The following is a 15,529-nucleotide window of genomic DNA, read 5'->3' as shown; positions in this document are numbered from 1 at the left end:
TGTCAGCGATGGTCGAAAAGTGAGCCGTTTCGCGGGCTGAAAAGTGAGCCACTTTGACGCTGGTTATTCTGCCGTATTTTCCGGTCTTGTCGAGGGCAGCGAATTGACCTGAGTGTGTTTGAGGCGGTAGCTGGAGCCTTTGAGGGTGATGACTTCGGCGTGGTGGACGATGCGGTCGATCATGGCCGAAGCGACGACTTGGTCGCCAAAGACGTCTCCCCAGCGGGCGAAGGGCAGGTTCGAGGTCAGGATCAGTGAGGCGTGCTCGTAGCGTGATGAGACGAGCTGGAAGAACAGATTCGCGGCATCCTGTTCGAAGGGGATGTAGCCGACTTCGTCCACGATGATCAGTCCGTAGCGGCGCAGCCTGACCAGTTCCTGAGGCAGCCTGCCGTTCTGGTGGGCTGCCTGGAGCCGGGCGACCCAGTCGATGGCGGTGGCGAACAGGACCCGGTGACCGAGCTGGGTGGCCCGCAGCCCCAGGCCGGTGGCGAGGTGTGTTTTGCCGGTTCCTGGCGGTCCGAGCAGGACGATGTTGGACGCTTCGGTGAGGAACGCGCCGGTGGCCAGGTGCGCGATGGTGTCGCGTTTGAGGCCGGGCTGGTGATCGAAGTTGAAGTCCTCGAGTGATTTCCGGGCCGGGAACCCGGCGGCCCGGGCTCTGATCTCGGCGCCGGAGGCTTCCCTGGCGGCGACTTCCCGGGACAGGACAGCGGCGAGGTATTCCTCGTGGGTCCAGCCTCCTTCACGGGCCTGGTCCGCGAGGCGGGGTGCTACTTCCCGGATCCGGGGTGCTTTCATCGCCCGGGAGTAGTACTCGATCTGGCCGATGGTTTCCTTAGCGTCCGGCATCAGGCGACCTGACCGTCGTCCAGGACAACACCGAACGCCCGGTCATAATCCGCAAGGTCCCGCAGCGCGGTGGTCTCGCCCACAGGTTGCGGGGTTTGGAAAGCCTTCCGCAGCGCCCGTGCCGCCTCAACATGGTCCGGGTCGGTGATGGTCAGGCCGGCGCCCCAGGACCGGGCGTGGGTGCCGACGCATCGGCCATCCAGGCTGATCGTGACGGATTCGAGGCCGGCGGTGATGTCGACGAACCGGCCGATGGCCTGCGGGTGAACGGAGTAGTCGTTGGATCCCATCCGGACGTAGTAGTCCCTCGGCAGCCGAACCCTTGAAGTGAAACCGATGACCGGTGGAACCGGCGGCAGCGCCAGCATGGCCGCTTTGTCCGCAGCGAGCAGGTCCGACGGGCGGGCGCCGGTCCGTCTGACCAGCCGGGCGTTGGCCTTCGGCAGCCACTGCCCGAGCTGGGTGTTGAAGTCCTCCGGAGAGGTGAAAACCCGGCCCGGCAGGAAGGAAGTCTCCAGGAACTGGTTGGCCCGCTCCACCACGCCCTTGCTCTCCGGGTCGTAGGGTTTAACCTGCACGATCCTGGTCGCGAGGACCCCGGCGAACGCCGCGACTCCGGCGGCGTAGCTGTTCCGCCGGCCGATGCCGGTTTCGTTGTCCCAGATCAGCCGCCGCGGAACCGCGCCCAGGGATCCGAGCAGTTCCCACATTCCGGCCAGCAGGTCCCCGGTCATCCGGGACGGGATCATCCGGGCCATGATGAACCGAGAATGCGAGGACACCATCACCAGCACAGGCAACACCCTGGCTTTGCCCGCGCCGACGGGTATCCGCACCTCGGGAAACCACAGATCGCACTGCGCCTGATCCCCGGGATCGTAAGAGATCCGGTCCGCAGGATCAGCCGGGGCATACTCGGGCCGGATCCTGGCAACGTTCTCCCGGAACCACGCCGGCGACCCAGACCAGCCCACCCGCTCAGCCAACACAGTCGCCGGCATCCGCGGGTTCTCCAGCAGCAACGCACGAATAGCCGGTTCCACAGCCTTGATACCAGAGTCCTGCGGCGCCCGAACGTACGCTGGCGGACCCTCCGAGCTGACTGCCTTCGCGACCGTGTTCCTGGAGACCCCCAACCGCGCCGCTATCGACCTCATCGATTCACCCTCGGCCAGATGCAACCGCCGAATAAGCGCCCAATCCTCCACTGTGATCACCCACCCAATCGTTTGGAACGGGTGGCTCAGTTTTCAACCGTCACAATGGCTCACTTTTCGACCATCACCGACACCCGTCCCGACAAGTTCGAACCAATCGCTTCGGCGGCAATGAAGCAGAAGATTCGCGATGGACTTGCCGATCGAATGGGAGGAGCGACGGGAAACGACCCGACGTCGATTGACCGTGACCTGCTGGCTATTCGCTGCTCTCTGGCCCGCTCGGTCGAGGGACCATTCCACTTGTGGACGCCGGCGTGGAGGAGCTTTGGGACTCGTCCGCCAGCAACCCGGGCCCTGCTGGCACGGATACCGCCACGTTGACGGAACCTCGTGGCCGTCATGGTCCACAGGCCTCGAAGTGGGAGGAGTTCTTGACCAACGACATCATGGCGGTCGGCTGGGATGAGCTAGACGACCTCGGTTCGTACCCGAGCCGGGAGGCGATCCGTCAGGCCCTCGACGTCGAGGGCAGCGGTGGCTCAATGAGGAACGACGTCCTGGCCCTATGGGAGTTCCATAACGAGATCGCCATAGGCGACATCGTCTATGCTAAGCGCGGACGACGTGAGATCGTCGGTCGCGGCGAGGTCACCTCCGACGCCCGATTCGAATCGGACCGTGCCTCGTTCCGCCACGTGCGCTCGGTGAAGTGGACCCACTACCTTGTTCGGCGCGTCAGTCGGGAGCCGCTAAAGCGGTCGATCCAAGACTGGGGGCGAGGAGCGATTACACACCTAGACCTTCTACCACCGGGTCCCGTCATCATTAGCGGGATCGCTCCTGTTGCCCTCGAAGCCGGAGTGTGGCGACCCGTCAGCGATACCGAATCTTGCTGGCCGAGATCCCGACATCAGAATACGTATCGCTCCAACAGTTGCCGCAAGGCCCAGTTGATGGCAACCTACTAAACCGCCCAACACGTCGTCACATTGGATTTTCCCATGAAGGAAAACCTCCCCCGGTCACCAGTCGCCCCACTTCATGGTCGGAGGTCCTATTTGCCTATCAGGTCAATGGAGTCGCTCTGAGTATACGCAGCGAGCGGGTAACTATGGTCTTATTCGACCGCTCGGATGTCGTCTGATCGTCAGGTCCTGAGCTGAAGTGCATGACCCCATTGCGAACGTTACGCACTTCGTCGAAGTTCTTGAGGCAAGTCTCTTGGTCGAAGCCAATCCCTGTCGCGGCCCAAATCTCCTCGTCGGCAAGCGCAGAGAGATATTCTCCGAAGGTCATGTCCGAGGCACCGCGAAACTTTTTCATGTTGCGACGCTTAGGATCAAGGTGTTGCTGGAGCTTCGGGATGGGCGACTTATCCAGAAGTATTCGTAAGCGACTCTCCAACTCTTGGAGTTGAATATAGATGCCCGCAGTGCCGTTGAACGCCTGTGCGAGGTCGCTTGCTGTTAGGATTCCATCGACGCGCCCGTCCGGCGTGCGGTACAGGACATATTCCTGCCCAATGATTGTCTCGACTAAATCCAAGAAGTCATCGGAAGACGATGCGACATGGCTGCGGGGCCCCATGACGTCCGTCGCCTTCGCATTTGTCATATCTCCTCGGTAATGAGCGATACTTCGCCAGGTGACAACGCCTAATAGGTTTTTCTTATCACCGGACAACACGGGTATCTGCGATAGATCATCGCTCACCATCAAAGTCTGAATCTTCCGTGCGGACATCTCTGGTCCGCAGGAGACTAGATGCACCAGCTCACCGCGAAAAGCAGAAATAGGCAAAGACGCCACGGTCTCCGGCTCCGGCAGCTCGTCTCGAGGATCGGAGATGATAACTTGCCCGTAATAGTCAGCATTTTCAACCGAGGGCTTGCATACCAGCCCGTGCTTCTTTAGCTCCTCCTCGATTTCCTGATTTACGATTTTCCCGCGCCGACTGTTGCCATTCAGCCGGAGCAGGCGTTCGGTGGGGATCCGCCAGGGCTGGCCTCTTTTTACGAGCAGAAGGAAGTCGCGCAGCCCTCCGCACTCTGGTGCGTCAAACATCTCCTCGGTAAAGTCCTGCGGTTCAGCAGTCTTCGAACTAGCGGTCATGTGGGCATCCTTGTGAACTGCAATCGACGCAACGTGGTGATATGGCAAACTGTCCACGTTGATGCGGAGCTATTGAGGGTCAAACAGAGTCTAGAACAGACCGAGTCTTATCGTTTAGCGAGATCGGCAAGCGACTGAAATCGCCACAGCTTAAGAAACGCCGAGGTACCACATCACCAAGATGAGCGCGTGCCCGCCACGAGGTAGCAGAAGACCTCCGCCTGACCGCGGCCTGGATGCCGGGCCTGCGGTGAACAGGCTCGCGCCCTGTGCCGTACTGACGTAGAAAGTTCTTTGCCGGAACATCGGGAACGACTCCCGCACCCGCTCCAGCGTCTCCGGCGAAATCTCCTCCCCTGGGCTCCAAGCCAAGGTCCGCCTCAACAGCCCCATCGGATCCACCAGTACGCTCCGTCCTACTGATACCGGCGGCGCCTGGCACACCCCGGCCACACACACGCTGTTCTCGAACGCGCGCCGTGCAGGGAAACCCGGACAGTGTACTCAAAACTCCTCTGCTCCTTTACCTGTTCGGCCCACCCGTGCTGCCATCTCCTCCCCCGCATCCAGCGAGGCGATGGCCGCCTTCGGCGCCAGCGTGCTCACGGCAAACGGCAGGGCGGTGCGGCGCAGACCTTCGGCGATTGCCGCCGTCGTAATTGCGTACCCGACGCGCAGGCCGGCGAGCCCATAGGCCTTGGAGAAGGTGCGCAGGATGCAGACGTTCGGGTACCGGCGGTAGAGCGCCAGGGAACCGGGGCCGCTGCCGGCGCCGGCGTATTCCACGTAGGCCTCGTCGATCACCACCAGGACGTCGGAGCGGACGGACTGCAGGAAGGCTTCGAGGCGGTCGTGGCTGATCGGGACGCCGGTGGGGTTGTTGGGCGTGCAGAGCAGGATCACCGTGGTGCGGTCGGTGACGGCGGCGCCCATGAGGTCCGCGTCGCCAGTGGTGGTGTGCACCTCGATGACCTCCGGGATCGCGGCGAGTCCGTCCTCCACTGATCCGGTCCGGGTTTGGCTGATGGACAGCGAGAGGAAGGCCGTCAGTTCGTAGCCGAGCGCGGCGGGGTCCAGCCTGCGGCTGAAGGAGCGGAGCGCGCCGCTGCGCTCCAGCCGCGCGAGCCGGGCGTGGACAGTGTTGCGGGCGACGCCGAGTGTCCGGGAAAGTGCCAGGGCGCTGGCTTCGGGGTCCTTGTCCAGGGCAAGGATGATCCTGCCGTCGAGCGAATCGAGGGCCATCCTGGTGGAGTTGGCAGGCGCCCGGCCGGTCCGCGTCCCGCTGGACGACGCCGAGGGCCACGACCCCGACGCCATGGCCCAAGGTGGTGGCCCGCGGCACCGCAGACCTCTACCGCATCACCAACGAGATCCTGGAGGTCGACGGGATCCAGCGGACCAGCACCGCCATCTCGGTCATGGAACTCATGCCGCCCCGATACGACGGCCTGATCAGCCGGCTGTCGGAGCAGGAGTCCCGCAGGGCGGACTGAGCCCACAGTCGGCAGTTCACATCTTCATAGCTTCCTCAACTGGGGTGGACCAGGCGCGGGACCAATCACGGGTGGCGCGCCACTCCCGATAGGCGCGGCTGTCGGTCGTATCGGACCTTGGGTGCACCACCCGCGGCAACCGGCTGTGAAACATGGACCCCGCGTGGCCTGTGCCAGGCCACGCAGCACCTTCACTGTTGTCTTTTTCAAAGGGCCTTTTTACAAACCGTAACCGCATTCACCATGCACCGCAGGCCACCATTCCGTCTTTTGCTCGGTGACAGAGTACCGTTCATATTTATGAACTCAACCACTGCCGCCAAATCGAAACTTGCTACTATCCGCGCCGCCTGGGAGCTGGTAAAGCTTTCCGAAAAAGAAACGGAGGCGCAGGAGTTTCTCGAGAGGCATGTGGCACTGTTGCCGGGTGCTTGGGGCGACATTGGTCCAGGCGGGAATCATGGCCCGCTCTACAGCACGATTTTTCGGCAACCGCCGCTAGAAGGTATGGATGCAAAGCTGATCCCGGACTTTATGTGGATCACACGTTCTACGGTTAATGTCACACCTGTTTGCATAGAAATAGAGCGCCCTACCAAAAGATGGTTTACGAAGGACGGACAGCAAACAGCAGAACTCACCCAAGCGCTTGACCAATTGCTCAGGTGGAAGGCTTGGTTTAGCAAGCCGAAGAACGAAGAAATCTTCCGGGAGGTCTACCTGAGAGGGCGCTTTGGGAACCGCGAACTAACGCCGCAGTTCGTGCTTATATATGGTCGGGAAAGTGACTTTACTGAAAGCCATAAGCTCACCACAGATGAGCGTCATGCCAAGCGCTTCAGCATGGCGCGAGAGAATGAGCATCTTCGCACCTTCGATTCGCTTAGGTGGCAAAAAGAGCAGGTAGGCCTCCTGACGACTTCTGTACACGCCAACGGCGAGTTTGAGGTGAGCTGGATGCACGAAGACTTTGATTACCTCGGCGATCCAACGGGAGCCTACTACCTAGGCAGCATCGAAGCAGCACTCACTGCCAACCCAGCCATCGACACCACTCGCGCTGCAGAAATTCGTAAAGAGTGGAAGAAGGAACACGACGAGGGCTCAAGACTCGTAGCCGGCAAGACGCACCGGCCCTTTGACTTCTGAGCCTCGCGTCCAGCGCGGCAAAACAACTTACATAGTCAGTCGATGTCCGCCGCGCACGCTTTGACACTCTGCGTCGCCCGCAACACCGTCCACGCCCGGCTGGCACGGCTGGAGCGCAGCGGCGCGCACCGCTCAATCAGCTACAGCCGGTGCCTGCCGCGCTGGGCTACGAACTGATGGAATTCCTCTCGCTGTCCATCAGCCAGACGAGGACCGGAATGGCGGAGATCGGGCTCGCCGCGATCCCGGACGTCACCGAAGTACGTACCGACCACCGGTAGCGCAGACCTCATGGCCATGTGGTAGCCCGCGTTACACCGACGTTGCCGCACACCCAACCTTATCCGGGAGATTGACGGCATCGAGCAGACCAGCACGGCCATCTCCATTCTGGAAGCTATGCCGCCAGCTACGGCGGCCACTCCTCAGCCTGTCCGAGCAAGAAACACGAGCGTCATCGCACAATGATGCTTGCTCCCGACACGCGCCGGTCACAACTATCGCTGCCAGATGTGGGTATAAAGACAATGCCGCAGATGTATAAAAACAAGGCCAGAGACGAGGCATATGCATGCTTTCCACTCCACCGCCGGTCATAGTGAATATGCCGGATGCCGGGGCGCCTTGGTGGGGTGTCCCTCTTCTCGCCCGCTTTTTGTTATCATCGGTGCCCTAGTTGCATTTCTTTCCACAAGCGCAAGCGACCAGCGGAAAGCAAGGCGTGAGGAAAAAGAACGCATTATGAGCGACTCGCGTCAAGCCGCTGTCGTGTTCATCGAGGCGGCTCGGCATGTAGAAAATATGGTTAAGCTGCAGCAAACCGAAAGCCGTGCACTTCGAGTCGATAAGCTGATCACTGCCACTTTCAACGCGATAATTAGGCTTGAATCCGCGTGGTCTCGCTTTCAGGTCTCCGGGGATGCAAGGGCCATTGAGGCAGGCAAGAAGCTCATGCTGGCTACTTTGGTCCTCAACATACCCGACGTGAATCCTAGAGCAGCCGCCAAATACCTAAGCGAATATACCGTGGCTCACTACGAGTTTATGAACGTGCTTCGGACGAACGCGGGGCTTCCAGAAGTCGATGTCCCGAAGTACACGCCTCTAACTAGAGAAGACTTTATGAAGCAGCACGGGGACATGATGGAGTCTTATGGCAGGGCGCTCATGGAACGGTTCGGATCAAGGGAGCAGGCTGCCAAAAGCCCAGAGGACGAAGATAAAAAGGGCGAAAACCAAACCGAGCCCGCCGATAAAGAACAAGACAGTTGATTGACGGAAGACTGTCTTCCGATTATCGGGCATCCGCACCTTCGTCAAGGTCTTGATTATTGACCCTCGACGCTGAAAGGTCGCACGAAGAGTCTTTCGGCGATGCGAAACCTTTGGTCTTTTTGTCACTCCTATGCTTTTCTGCTGCGGGGACCGCCTACCAGTCAATCGAGCTGGGGCTGGCCAGCGCCGTCGGGGCAGCCCGGGCAGTGGAAGACGACCGCACCCGGGTGCTGGCCTCCGGCGACGGCGGCTTCCTGATGGGCCTGTCCGACTTCGAATCACTGATCGGCGCCGCCCGCAGCGCCGTCGTGGTGATCTACAACGACGCAGCCTACGGGGCCGAGATCCACCAGTACGGCTCCCAGGGCCTCACCGAAAAGCCGATGCTGATCCCCGAGGTGGACTTCAGCGGTGTTGCCCGGGCCCTCGGTGCTGACTCTGCGATCATCCGCTCCCTGGACGACCTCTCCGCGCTGCAGCACTGGATCGACGCGGTCGGGGCTTGTCCGTAGGACGCTTCGGCGACAAAGCGAAGATCGGCGCGGAGGGGGAACGGCGAACAGCGCGGCTGATCACCGCGTCCGTTCTCCCGGCAATCCCGTCGGCCCGCCTCAATAACGGGCTGCGTTGGCCTGGATCACGCTGTTATCGCCGGAAACAGGATCGCCCTGATCGACTCCAAAATGTGGGCCGACGGCGTCTATTGGTGGGACAACAAGCAGCTCTTCCGCAACGGCCGGGAGCTTAAGGCCTTCGGACTAGGAGCAGGTGTTGAGGCAATTCGTGCCTCATATCCCGGTTATGTGGTTGAGGGTTGGACGGTGCTGCACTCACCGACCGGAAGGCTCTCCTTGCCGTCGGTGGAGCGTGCAGGTATGTTCCCACTACCCGGCCGGGCACCCATCCGGCTGGTCACTCCACTGGAGCTTGTATCGGAGGTGCATGCCTTCTTGGTACAGGGCGTTGCCCCCCATACAGTCCAGGTCCCAGCCCTAGCCGGGCTCCTTCGCTCAATGCTGTAACCGGATGGACGTGGGGACTCCGCTCCTCCCCGGCGCTGGAAATTCTCCTGTCAGCGCGACCTCAGACGCAGTTGGACGTGGTGGCACGCCCGCCTAGCCTTCCAACCATATTCGCTGACTAAATCCGCCACGCTTGTGACGCTTTACGGTTGCCGCCTCGGCCACTTCTGCAAGCGAATACCCAAGGTTGTCGAGTAAGGCTGTGAATACCTCGAGAACATCCGCTGCCTCCTCCAGACGATGACTAGCATCAGCATCGCGAAGTTCCTCGGCTTCTTCGACCAACTTCTCGAGAAGACTGTCCAGATAAGCATCGGAGTCAAGAATGCGGGTGTCAGGTCTCAACCCGGCGGATGTCATGATTTCCGGGATCCGGTCCCTTACTAATTTGCCCAATTCAGACGTCCTTCCGATACTTGCACGATGGGGTTCTACTCAGCACATCCGACTGCTTCGACTGCCTGGCGGCTGGCCGTGCTGATGGGCGCCAACGCTCGAACTTATAAGTTCGCCCTTGCAGATGCTCTGATTGAGCATGCCAGCGAGGGTCGCTCTTCCGTCACACTACGGGAGCTCGCCACCTCATACACCTCAGCAATAATTAGGCACTCTGCTGATGGCCCGCAAGCGCCTGCGTCCATGAAGCTAGCGCCGAAGGATTTCCTTACCTTGGTCAACAAGTTCCGTGAAGCGTTTCCAGTCGATGCTCCTCCGACGGAAGAGCTGGTGGACGCAGCAGTGCGCGCGATGCCAGGCATGGTGATGCAGAAGTTTCACAACCTGCGTGGAGGCGTCGAGACACCCCACCGCTTCTATTCACTCAGGGCATCGGGGCGGGACGCCGTTGTAGACTTCACCGCGGCTTTGAAGGCTGTGGCCGGTTCCACCGAACTGCACAGTTTGAGCTCAGAGCTGGACGCGCGTTGGCAGATCGTCGAAGCATCGTTTGCTAGCGGAGTCGGACAAAGTCTGATGGGGCAGGGACTCGGGGTTGATCTCAGCTTGGAACATCTCCTTGAGAAACGGCGCAGACGACCGGTGGCGGGTCTGACGGCTGCTGTCGTCGGCTTCCAGTACGGCCGATGCCTCATCTGTTGGGAACCCCTTGAACCATTTGATTCTGTCGCCATTGATCACGTTTTTCCATTCTCATTAATGAATAGCGGGAGAGCAGTGATTGATCCGCATATAGATCTTGATGCCGTCTGGAACCTCGCCCCGGCGCACGCTTCCTGCAACGGTCAGAAGAGCAATCGACCCCCTACGCGTGTTGAGATTTTCCGGCTTGGACAGCGAAATGAGGCAATCATGCTCTCACCCCACCCCCTTCGCCGGACACTCGAACTGTCACTTGCCCTAGGAGGCTTCCAAGCTGGGGAAGGTTCGTGGCACAAGTTTTTGGCGTCAGTGCTTTAACTACCGTGGATTCTGCTGCGCGTTATCCGGACGAGTTCCAGCGCCTCGACCATGCAGTTCTCAATCTCAAGGCTGACCGACCATGAGAATCGTTTCCTGGAACTGTGCCATGGGCTTCTCAAAGAAGCGCCCTCTCGTGGAGGCGCTAAACCCTGACATCGCAATCTTGCCCGAAACGTCTCAAAGAGACATCGAGGAAACTGAGGCGCCCTTCAAGGCATGGGTGGGTTCCAACCCGCACAAGGGGCTGGGCATTATCGGCTTCACGAACCGTTCTTACATGCATCACGAGGCCGGCACGCTGCTGCCTTGGCATATTCCGTTCAGCGTGGATGGTCTGAACGTAATCGGGCTTTGGTCTCATGTCCGGGATAAAGATCTCAAGTATGTGCGGGTAGCCCATGAGGTTATCGATCGTCACGCCAGCTTCTTATCGTCAGCACCTTCATTGATCATTGGTGACTTCAACAGCAATACTGTTTGGGACCGAGAGCATCCCGGCCGGAACCATTCGATGCTAGTGAAAAAGCTGGAGGCGCTCGGTCTGCAGAGCGTTTACCACAAGAGCCACGGCCTGCCCCACGGCCAGGAGATAATAAAGACTTACTTTCACACGAAGAAACTTCACTTCGGCCATCACATCGATTACGCGTTCCTTGGCGGAAACCAGCATCGATGGAGATCGGCCGGCCAGAGGACTGGCTGACGTACAGCGAACACATGCCACTAATCCTCGACATTGAAGAGGCTTAGTGGCATATTGCTGCCCTTCGCTGGTCCCCGGAACCCAACTACAGCCGCCGCTGCCGGAACATCGGGAACGACTCCCGCACCCGGTCCACCGTCTCCAGAGACACCTCCACGACCAGGACGCCCGGCTCCAGCCCAAGGTCCGCTTCAACAACTCCCATCGGGCCCACCAGCACGCTCCGCCCCACGGACACCGACGGTGCCTGGCATACTCCCGACACGTAGACGCTGTTCTCGATAGCCCGCGCCGCGTTCAACGCCAGCCACTGCTCGGTCTTGTGCTCGCCCGGCACCCAGGACGAGCAGACCAGCAGAACCTGCGCGCCGGCGTCGGCCAGTGACCTGGCCAGCTCCGGGAACCGCAGGTCGTAGCAGGTCATCAGCCCGAACCGCACTCCCCCGTGCTCGAACACCACCGGATCGGTGGACGGCCCCGGCTTGATGAATGTCGATTCCCCGGAGCCCTGCGCGTCGAAAAGGTGGATCTTCCGGTAGAAAGCCAGCCGGCCGCCGTCGGGCCCGAACGCCACCAGCGTGTTGTACGCCCGGCCCGGCTCGTCCGAGGTCTCCACCACGCCCGCCACCAGCGCGATGCGGTGGCGGGCGGCTATGCTGGCGAGCTCCCGGCAGACCGGCCCGTCCAGCGGCTCGGCCACCGCGGGGAACGTCGCGTCCACCTTTTTCTTCTCGTAGGTGGCGTACTCCGGGAAGGCGACCAGCGATGCGCCGTCGCGCGCTGCCTCGGCAGCGAACCGGTCGATCGCGGCGAGGTTGGCCCGGATGTCGGCGCCCGATTCCAGCTGCCCCAGCGCTATCCTCACGAGCATTCCTTCCCTCGGCCCGGTGGCCACATCACAAACTGTCAGGCTCAGGCGGCGGCCTCGACCGTCGCCTTCTCGGTGGCGGTCATCTCCGGCGGCGAGGCCTTGAAGCCGCGGGTGATCAGGGCCAGGACCAGCACGCCCAGCACCAGCCAAGACACACCCAGCGTAATGGCGTTGCTGTCCAGCTGGGAGAGCAAGTAGGCGCAAATGATCGCGCCGATTACCGGGACCACCACGTAGGACACCGGGTTCAGCTGCTGCCCGGCGCGGCGCTGGCGCACATAGTGGAACACCACCGAGGCGTTCACCAGCGTGAAGGCGGTGAAGACACCGAAGTTGATGAACGACGTCGACGTGGCCACGTCCAGGAAGATGGCAATCAGGCCCACGATCCCGGTGACCACCAGATTCGCCACCGGGGTGTGGAACCTCTCGCTGAGCCGGCCGAAGACCGCCTTGGGCAGGACGGTATATGAACTCTTCTCAGAAAGGCCCCATGGAACGAATAATAGCTTCCTTCGCAATTTCTGTCCCTAGGTCCGTCGCCTTATCCAAGGCCCAACGTCCCGCGGCTCTAAGATGGGAGCGAACACTTTCTGCATCTCCACTTGCGGCCGAGTCAAGGGCCATTTGGACTTGTTCCACCTCTCGAATCGCCGCTGGTTGGGAACCGGCCGAAGCCACAATTTTTTGCAGTTCATTGATCAGCTCGGCGCTAAGTTCTATCTGAGGTGAGGAGTTCTGATGAAAGGAAGGTGAATATAGCTTCGCCCCATCTCCTATGACGCCGGCAGTAACAGGACCATTGAACTCGTTTTTGCTTGCCATCGTTCGAATCCCTTCATTATAATTCACATTTATGGTTAGTCTTCCCGGTTGCTCTTCAGCAATAAATGACCGTGGAGACGCTGATGATTCCTGTAGTATTTCCCTGTTGTGTCTAGATTCAATCATGGGAAGCCGTAAGGAGTTAAGATCTGCGAAATCGATGGAAATAGGACTTCCGGAGGAATGGTGGATTTCGTGATCGAGCTGAGTTAAGCATGCCGGTAAAACTGGAAAGTAAAAGGCCGGATAAGGACCCATTCCTTCCGGGATATCGCTCCAGATTCGCAGCCACAAGAAATTATCCCCCAACTCAGCTTCCGCCAATTCTCTTCCCATGTATTGCGCCATCATGGCAATATAGATTTCACCCGCTTCTTGGCAGATCGCAATAAGGGCCCTGAGCCAGGAACTTACCGAAGTACGGTCGAGACGCCGCGCAGCTTCGACAGCCCTCTTGACATCTCCCACAGACAGCCAACAAAACGCTGTTTGAGCGGCTATCGCCACATAGGAATATGTATGTTCGCTACCTAGTTTGGCGGCTGCTGCATAAGCCCCCTCAAGCTGAAGCGCCAGGATCTCGCACAAGTAGTACTTGTCGGGTTCTAACTCGCGAGAGATGTTCAACTGGGCGGCACGAATTCCCGCCATATCACGCTGCTGAAACGACATGAAGACGGCCTGCTCAAAAAGACGTGCCGCGTACTTCGCTAGGCTTCGTACTTCCTTGAAGCCATCCAGCAGCCGACGTGCCGCTTCACGCCGCTGGCCCCCCTTAGCCAGTACGAAGCCCAGGTGCGAGTACAAAATCACCCGATGCTCGGGTCCAACCACCCGCAAAGCATCCTCGAGTAAGCTCAGCGCGAGTTTGTTTTGCCCCTGCAGAGAGAGAGCCTCGGCGCACTGTGCGCAAACAGTTGCCGCGTTGGGATGCGAAAGTGTTTCCAATGCCTGTCCGCCTACCGCCCGAAGAGCCTGGGGGGATTCGAGTTCCGATGTGAGTCGAATTCTTAGCAGCCAAGACCCGGGATCGTGCGATTCTCGACACACCAGATTGATCTGATGGTAAGCCTGAACATTATCACCAACCCGGTTACGCTCAAGGAACAAGTCGACGAGCAGCCTTCTCAACCTGCTGTAACCCTTGTCCCCATCGTGCAAGGCGAATTTGAGTAGTTCGAGTAATTGCCCTAACTGCACCGCTTCAGAGGGAACGCTCTTGACATATTGGTAGTTTTGCAGAAGCAGTCGGCGAAAATCACCAGCAATATTTTCGAATTCTGCTTCTCTCCCTGAACTGAAAAGGTGAAAGCGGGCTTCAACAAAGTCCGATCCAGATCGATAAATGGACCTGGCACCAGAATGTGCGCCCGTATGAGCAACTCGTTTTTGAAAATGATCCGCTGCCTTGCTGTGCGACAGCCGAAGACGTCTGCGGTCGCCGGATAGCCTTGCCTGACAAAGCTGTCGAGCCACGGGGTTCAAAGAGTACAGCTTGCCAGTATGCGAAAGGAGAAAGCGGCTCGTTAATTCGTCACGAGCGCGGGGTGCCGCTACACCGCTGGGAGCTACTGCAGCTATAGCTTCATTTAGGAAAGGCTTCCTGTAGACGGAAAGCCCTTCGAGTACCAGTAGCGATTCCGGTTCAAGCCGGTCAATCGTTTTTCGGAGGAATGCCTTCTCCAGCCGGCCCAGCAGCTTACGAGACCTAGTCTGGTCTCGTAGCTGCCAAGTTTCGTCGTCTATCCCTATCAGATCGTCAAGTGGCTCGTCCCGCAAGCATCCGACGAAGGCTTGCATGGCACGCGGATTTCGTCCTAGCCAGGCAACGACATCGCCCATCATTTCCCTCGGGACCTCGTTTTCAAGGCCCCGGTCCTTGAGCATCGCGAGGAGTATGCCTTCCGCTTCAAGCTTGGCTGGAGGAGCCAAAGTGACGATTTTGCTCTCGGACAACCAAGACGCATCCGCTGGCGTCTGATTCGTGACAATGAGCAGCCGCCCTGCTTCATGAGAGCGACTCAAATCTCTGAGAAAGTCAGCTATTTCCGGGTCAACTGCTCGCGACGCTGGGTCTAACAACTCATCGAAGTCATCAATAATCACGAGGGCTGGAGACCTGAGAAATTCTTTCAGTCCCTTGCGAAAGTCGCCATTGGCCGCATCGGCTACGGTCTTGTTTCCTCCAGCTTCCAGCTTGGCCGCGATCTCGAAGAGCAGATCCTCGAGATTGGCGCCTTGGTCCGGCGCAGTTACGAACACGGTCGGGCCTAGCCAAGCCTTCTGCACTTTCCTGGCAACTGCGGTTTTGCCCGTCCCGCTGAACCCCTCCAAGACTGCGACGGTTGGACCCGACGAACACCAGACTTCCAAGAGGTTAGAAACAAGTTCAGTGGCATTCAAGCCGTCCATAGCCGCCCCACACCTAAACTCCTAAAACGCCGATCCTCAGCTTTCGCCTGAAAGGGGTGGCAATCGGATCGTTGATGCACAACCTAACACAGTCCAGTTGTATTGGGTGGTTCACGGCTCGACGCATTTTTGATGCATAATCGCCCTCATGACGGGCATTGTCCGACGTGAAACGATCTGAGCCGTGTGAACTGGAGTGAATGCCAAGGCCCGCCAGCCGGGCTCGTTCGACTCTC

The 15,529-nt window shown here is 59.5% G+C and carries 14 protein-coding genes and 2 pseudogenes; 8 read left to right on the top strand and 8 right to left on the bottom strand.

All coding sequences use genetic code 11. The features are described 5' to 3' along the window. Positions 1-63: 63 nt before the first annotated feature. Positions 64-852, bottom strand: a complete 789-nt coding sequence (gene istB, locus ACQ3DC_RS10385; RefSeq protein ID WP_430751449.1) for an IS21-like element helper ATPase IstB — start codon at positions 850-852, stop codon at positions 64-66. Beyond that, positions 852-2,069, bottom strand: a complete 1,218-nt coding sequence (istA, locus tag ACQ3DC_RS10380; RefSeq protein WP_430751448.1) for an IS21 family transposase — start codon at positions 2,067-2,069, stop codon at positions 852-854. The genes istB and istA overlap by 1 nt, the downstream gene beginning before the upstream one ends. Positions 2,070-2,443: 374 nt before the next feature. On the opposite strand from istA, the gene ACQ3DC_RS10375 reads away from it, so the two are divergent. Then, positions 2,444-2,980 carry a hypothetical protein gene (locus ACQ3DC_RS10375; protein ID WP_430752173.1) on the top strand — a complete coding sequence of 179 codons (537 nt, stop codon included), beginning with the start codon at positions 2,444-2,446 and terminating at the stop codon, positions 2,978-2,980. A gap of 97 nt (positions 2,981-3,077) precedes the next feature. Here the strand turns inward: ACQ3DC_RS10375 and ACQ3DC_RS10370 are convergent, their stop codons facing one another. Together ACQ3DC_RS10370 and ACQ3DC_RS10365 are read right to left on the bottom strand one after the other, a co-directional pair. Beyond that, a complete protein-coding gene (locus tag ACQ3DC_RS10370) occupies positions 3,078-4,124 on the bottom strand; it encodes a CBS domain-containing protein (RefSeq protein WP_430752172.1) in 1,047 nt (348 codons plus the stop codon). Between the two features lie 504 nt (positions 4,125-4,628). Beyond that, a complete protein-coding gene (locus ACQ3DC_RS10365; protein ID WP_430752178.1) occupies positions 4,629-5,366 on the bottom strand; it encodes an aminotransferase class I/II-fold pyridoxal phosphate-dependent enzyme in 738 nt (245 codons plus the stop codon). Between the two features lie 80 nt (positions 5,367-5,446). On the opposite strand from ACQ3DC_RS10365, the pseudogene ACQ3DC_RS10360 reads away from it, so the two are divergent. From ACQ3DC_RS10360 to ACQ3DC_RS10340, 5 genes and pseudogenes are all read left to right on the top strand, one after another. Next, a pseudogene (locus tag ACQ3DC_RS10360) lies at positions 5,447-5,617 on the top strand (Lrp/AsnC family transcriptional regulator); the annotation flags it as partial. Positions 5,618-5,917: 300 nt separating this feature from the next. Further along, complete coding sequence (locus ACQ3DC_RS10355) at positions 5,918-6,766, top strand: Shedu anti-phage system protein SduA domain-containing protein (protein WP_430752171.1); 849 nt, start codon at positions 5,918-5,920, stop codon at positions 6,764-6,766. 149 nt (positions 6,767-6,915) lie between these two features. Continuing rightward, a complete protein-coding gene (locus ACQ3DC_RS10350; protein ID WP_430752170.1) occupies positions 6,916-7,047 on the top strand; it encodes a hypothetical protein in 132 nt (43 codons plus the stop codon). Between the two features lie 460 nt (positions 7,048-7,507). Further along, positions 7,508-8,038: a hypothetical protein gene (locus tag ACQ3DC_RS10345; protein ID WP_430752169.1), complete on the top strand. Its 531-nt coding sequence runs from the start codon at positions 7,508-7,510 to the stop codon at positions 8,036-8,038. A gap of 149 nt (positions 8,039-8,187) precedes the next feature. After that, positions 8,188-8,535, top strand: a pseudogene (locus ACQ3DC_RS10340) (thiamine pyrophosphate-dependent enzyme); the annotation flags it as partial. Between the two features lie 621 nt (positions 8,536-9,156). On the opposite strand, the gene ACQ3DC_RS10335 reads toward ACQ3DC_RS10340, so the two are convergent. Then, entirely contained in the window at positions 9,157-9,459 is a 303-nt protein-coding gene (locus ACQ3DC_RS10335; protein WP_430752168.1) for a nucleoside triphosphate pyrophosphohydrolase, read from the bottom strand. Positions 9,460-9,486: 27 nt separating this feature from the next. Here ACQ3DC_RS10335 and ACQ3DC_RS10330 point away from each other — a divergent pair, with 27 nt between their 5' ends. Beyond that, the gene (locus ACQ3DC_RS10330) at positions 9,487-10,479 is read left to right on the top strand and encodes an HNH endonuclease signature motif containing protein (RefSeq protein WP_430752167.1); all 993 of its coding nucleotides are present in this window, start codon (positions 9,487-9,489) and stop codon (positions 10,477-10,479) included. Between the two features lie 82 nt (positions 10,480-10,561). Further along, complete coding sequence (locus tag ACQ3DC_RS10325) at positions 10,562-11,185, top strand: endonuclease/exonuclease/phosphatase family protein (RefSeq protein WP_430752166.1); 624 nt, start codon at positions 10,562-10,564, stop codon at positions 11,183-11,185. Positions 11,186-11,270: 85 nt separating this feature from the next. Here ACQ3DC_RS10325 and ACQ3DC_RS10320 read toward each other — a convergent pair whose 3' ends face one another. The 3 genes from ACQ3DC_RS10320 to ACQ3DC_RS10310 all read right to left on the bottom strand — a co-directional run bounded on the left by ACQ3DC_RS10320 (position 11,271) and on the right by ACQ3DC_RS10310 (position 15,293). Beyond that, on the bottom strand, positions 11,271-12,056 hold the full coding sequence (locus ACQ3DC_RS10320) for a carbon-nitrogen hydrolase family protein (RefSeq protein WP_430752165.1): 786 nt from the start codon (positions 12,054-12,056) through the stop codon (positions 11,271-11,273). A 41-nt stretch (positions 12,057-12,097) separates the two neighbouring features. Next, positions 12,098-12,469, bottom strand: a complete 372-nt coding sequence (locus ACQ3DC_RS10315) for a hypothetical protein (RefSeq protein ID WP_430752164.1) — start codon at positions 12,467-12,469, stop codon at positions 12,098-12,100. A gap of 67 nt (positions 12,470-12,536) precedes the next feature. Continuing rightward, on the bottom strand, positions 12,537-15,293 hold the full coding sequence (locus tag ACQ3DC_RS10310) for an AAA family ATPase (RefSeq protein ID WP_430752163.1): 2,757 nt from the start codon (positions 15,291-15,293) through the stop codon (positions 12,537-12,539). Positions 15,294-15,529: the final 236 nt, after the last annotated feature.

The sequence above is a fragment of the Paenarthrobacter sp. NEAU-H11 genome (genome assembly GCF_050573415.1).
In the GTDB taxonomy this organism is placed as follows: domain Bacteria; phylum Actinomycetota; class Actinomycetes; order Actinomycetales; family Micrococcaceae; genus Arthrobacter.
Note: the sequence above shows the minus strand (reverse complement) of the source record. Positions and strands in the feature narration are given on the sequence as shown.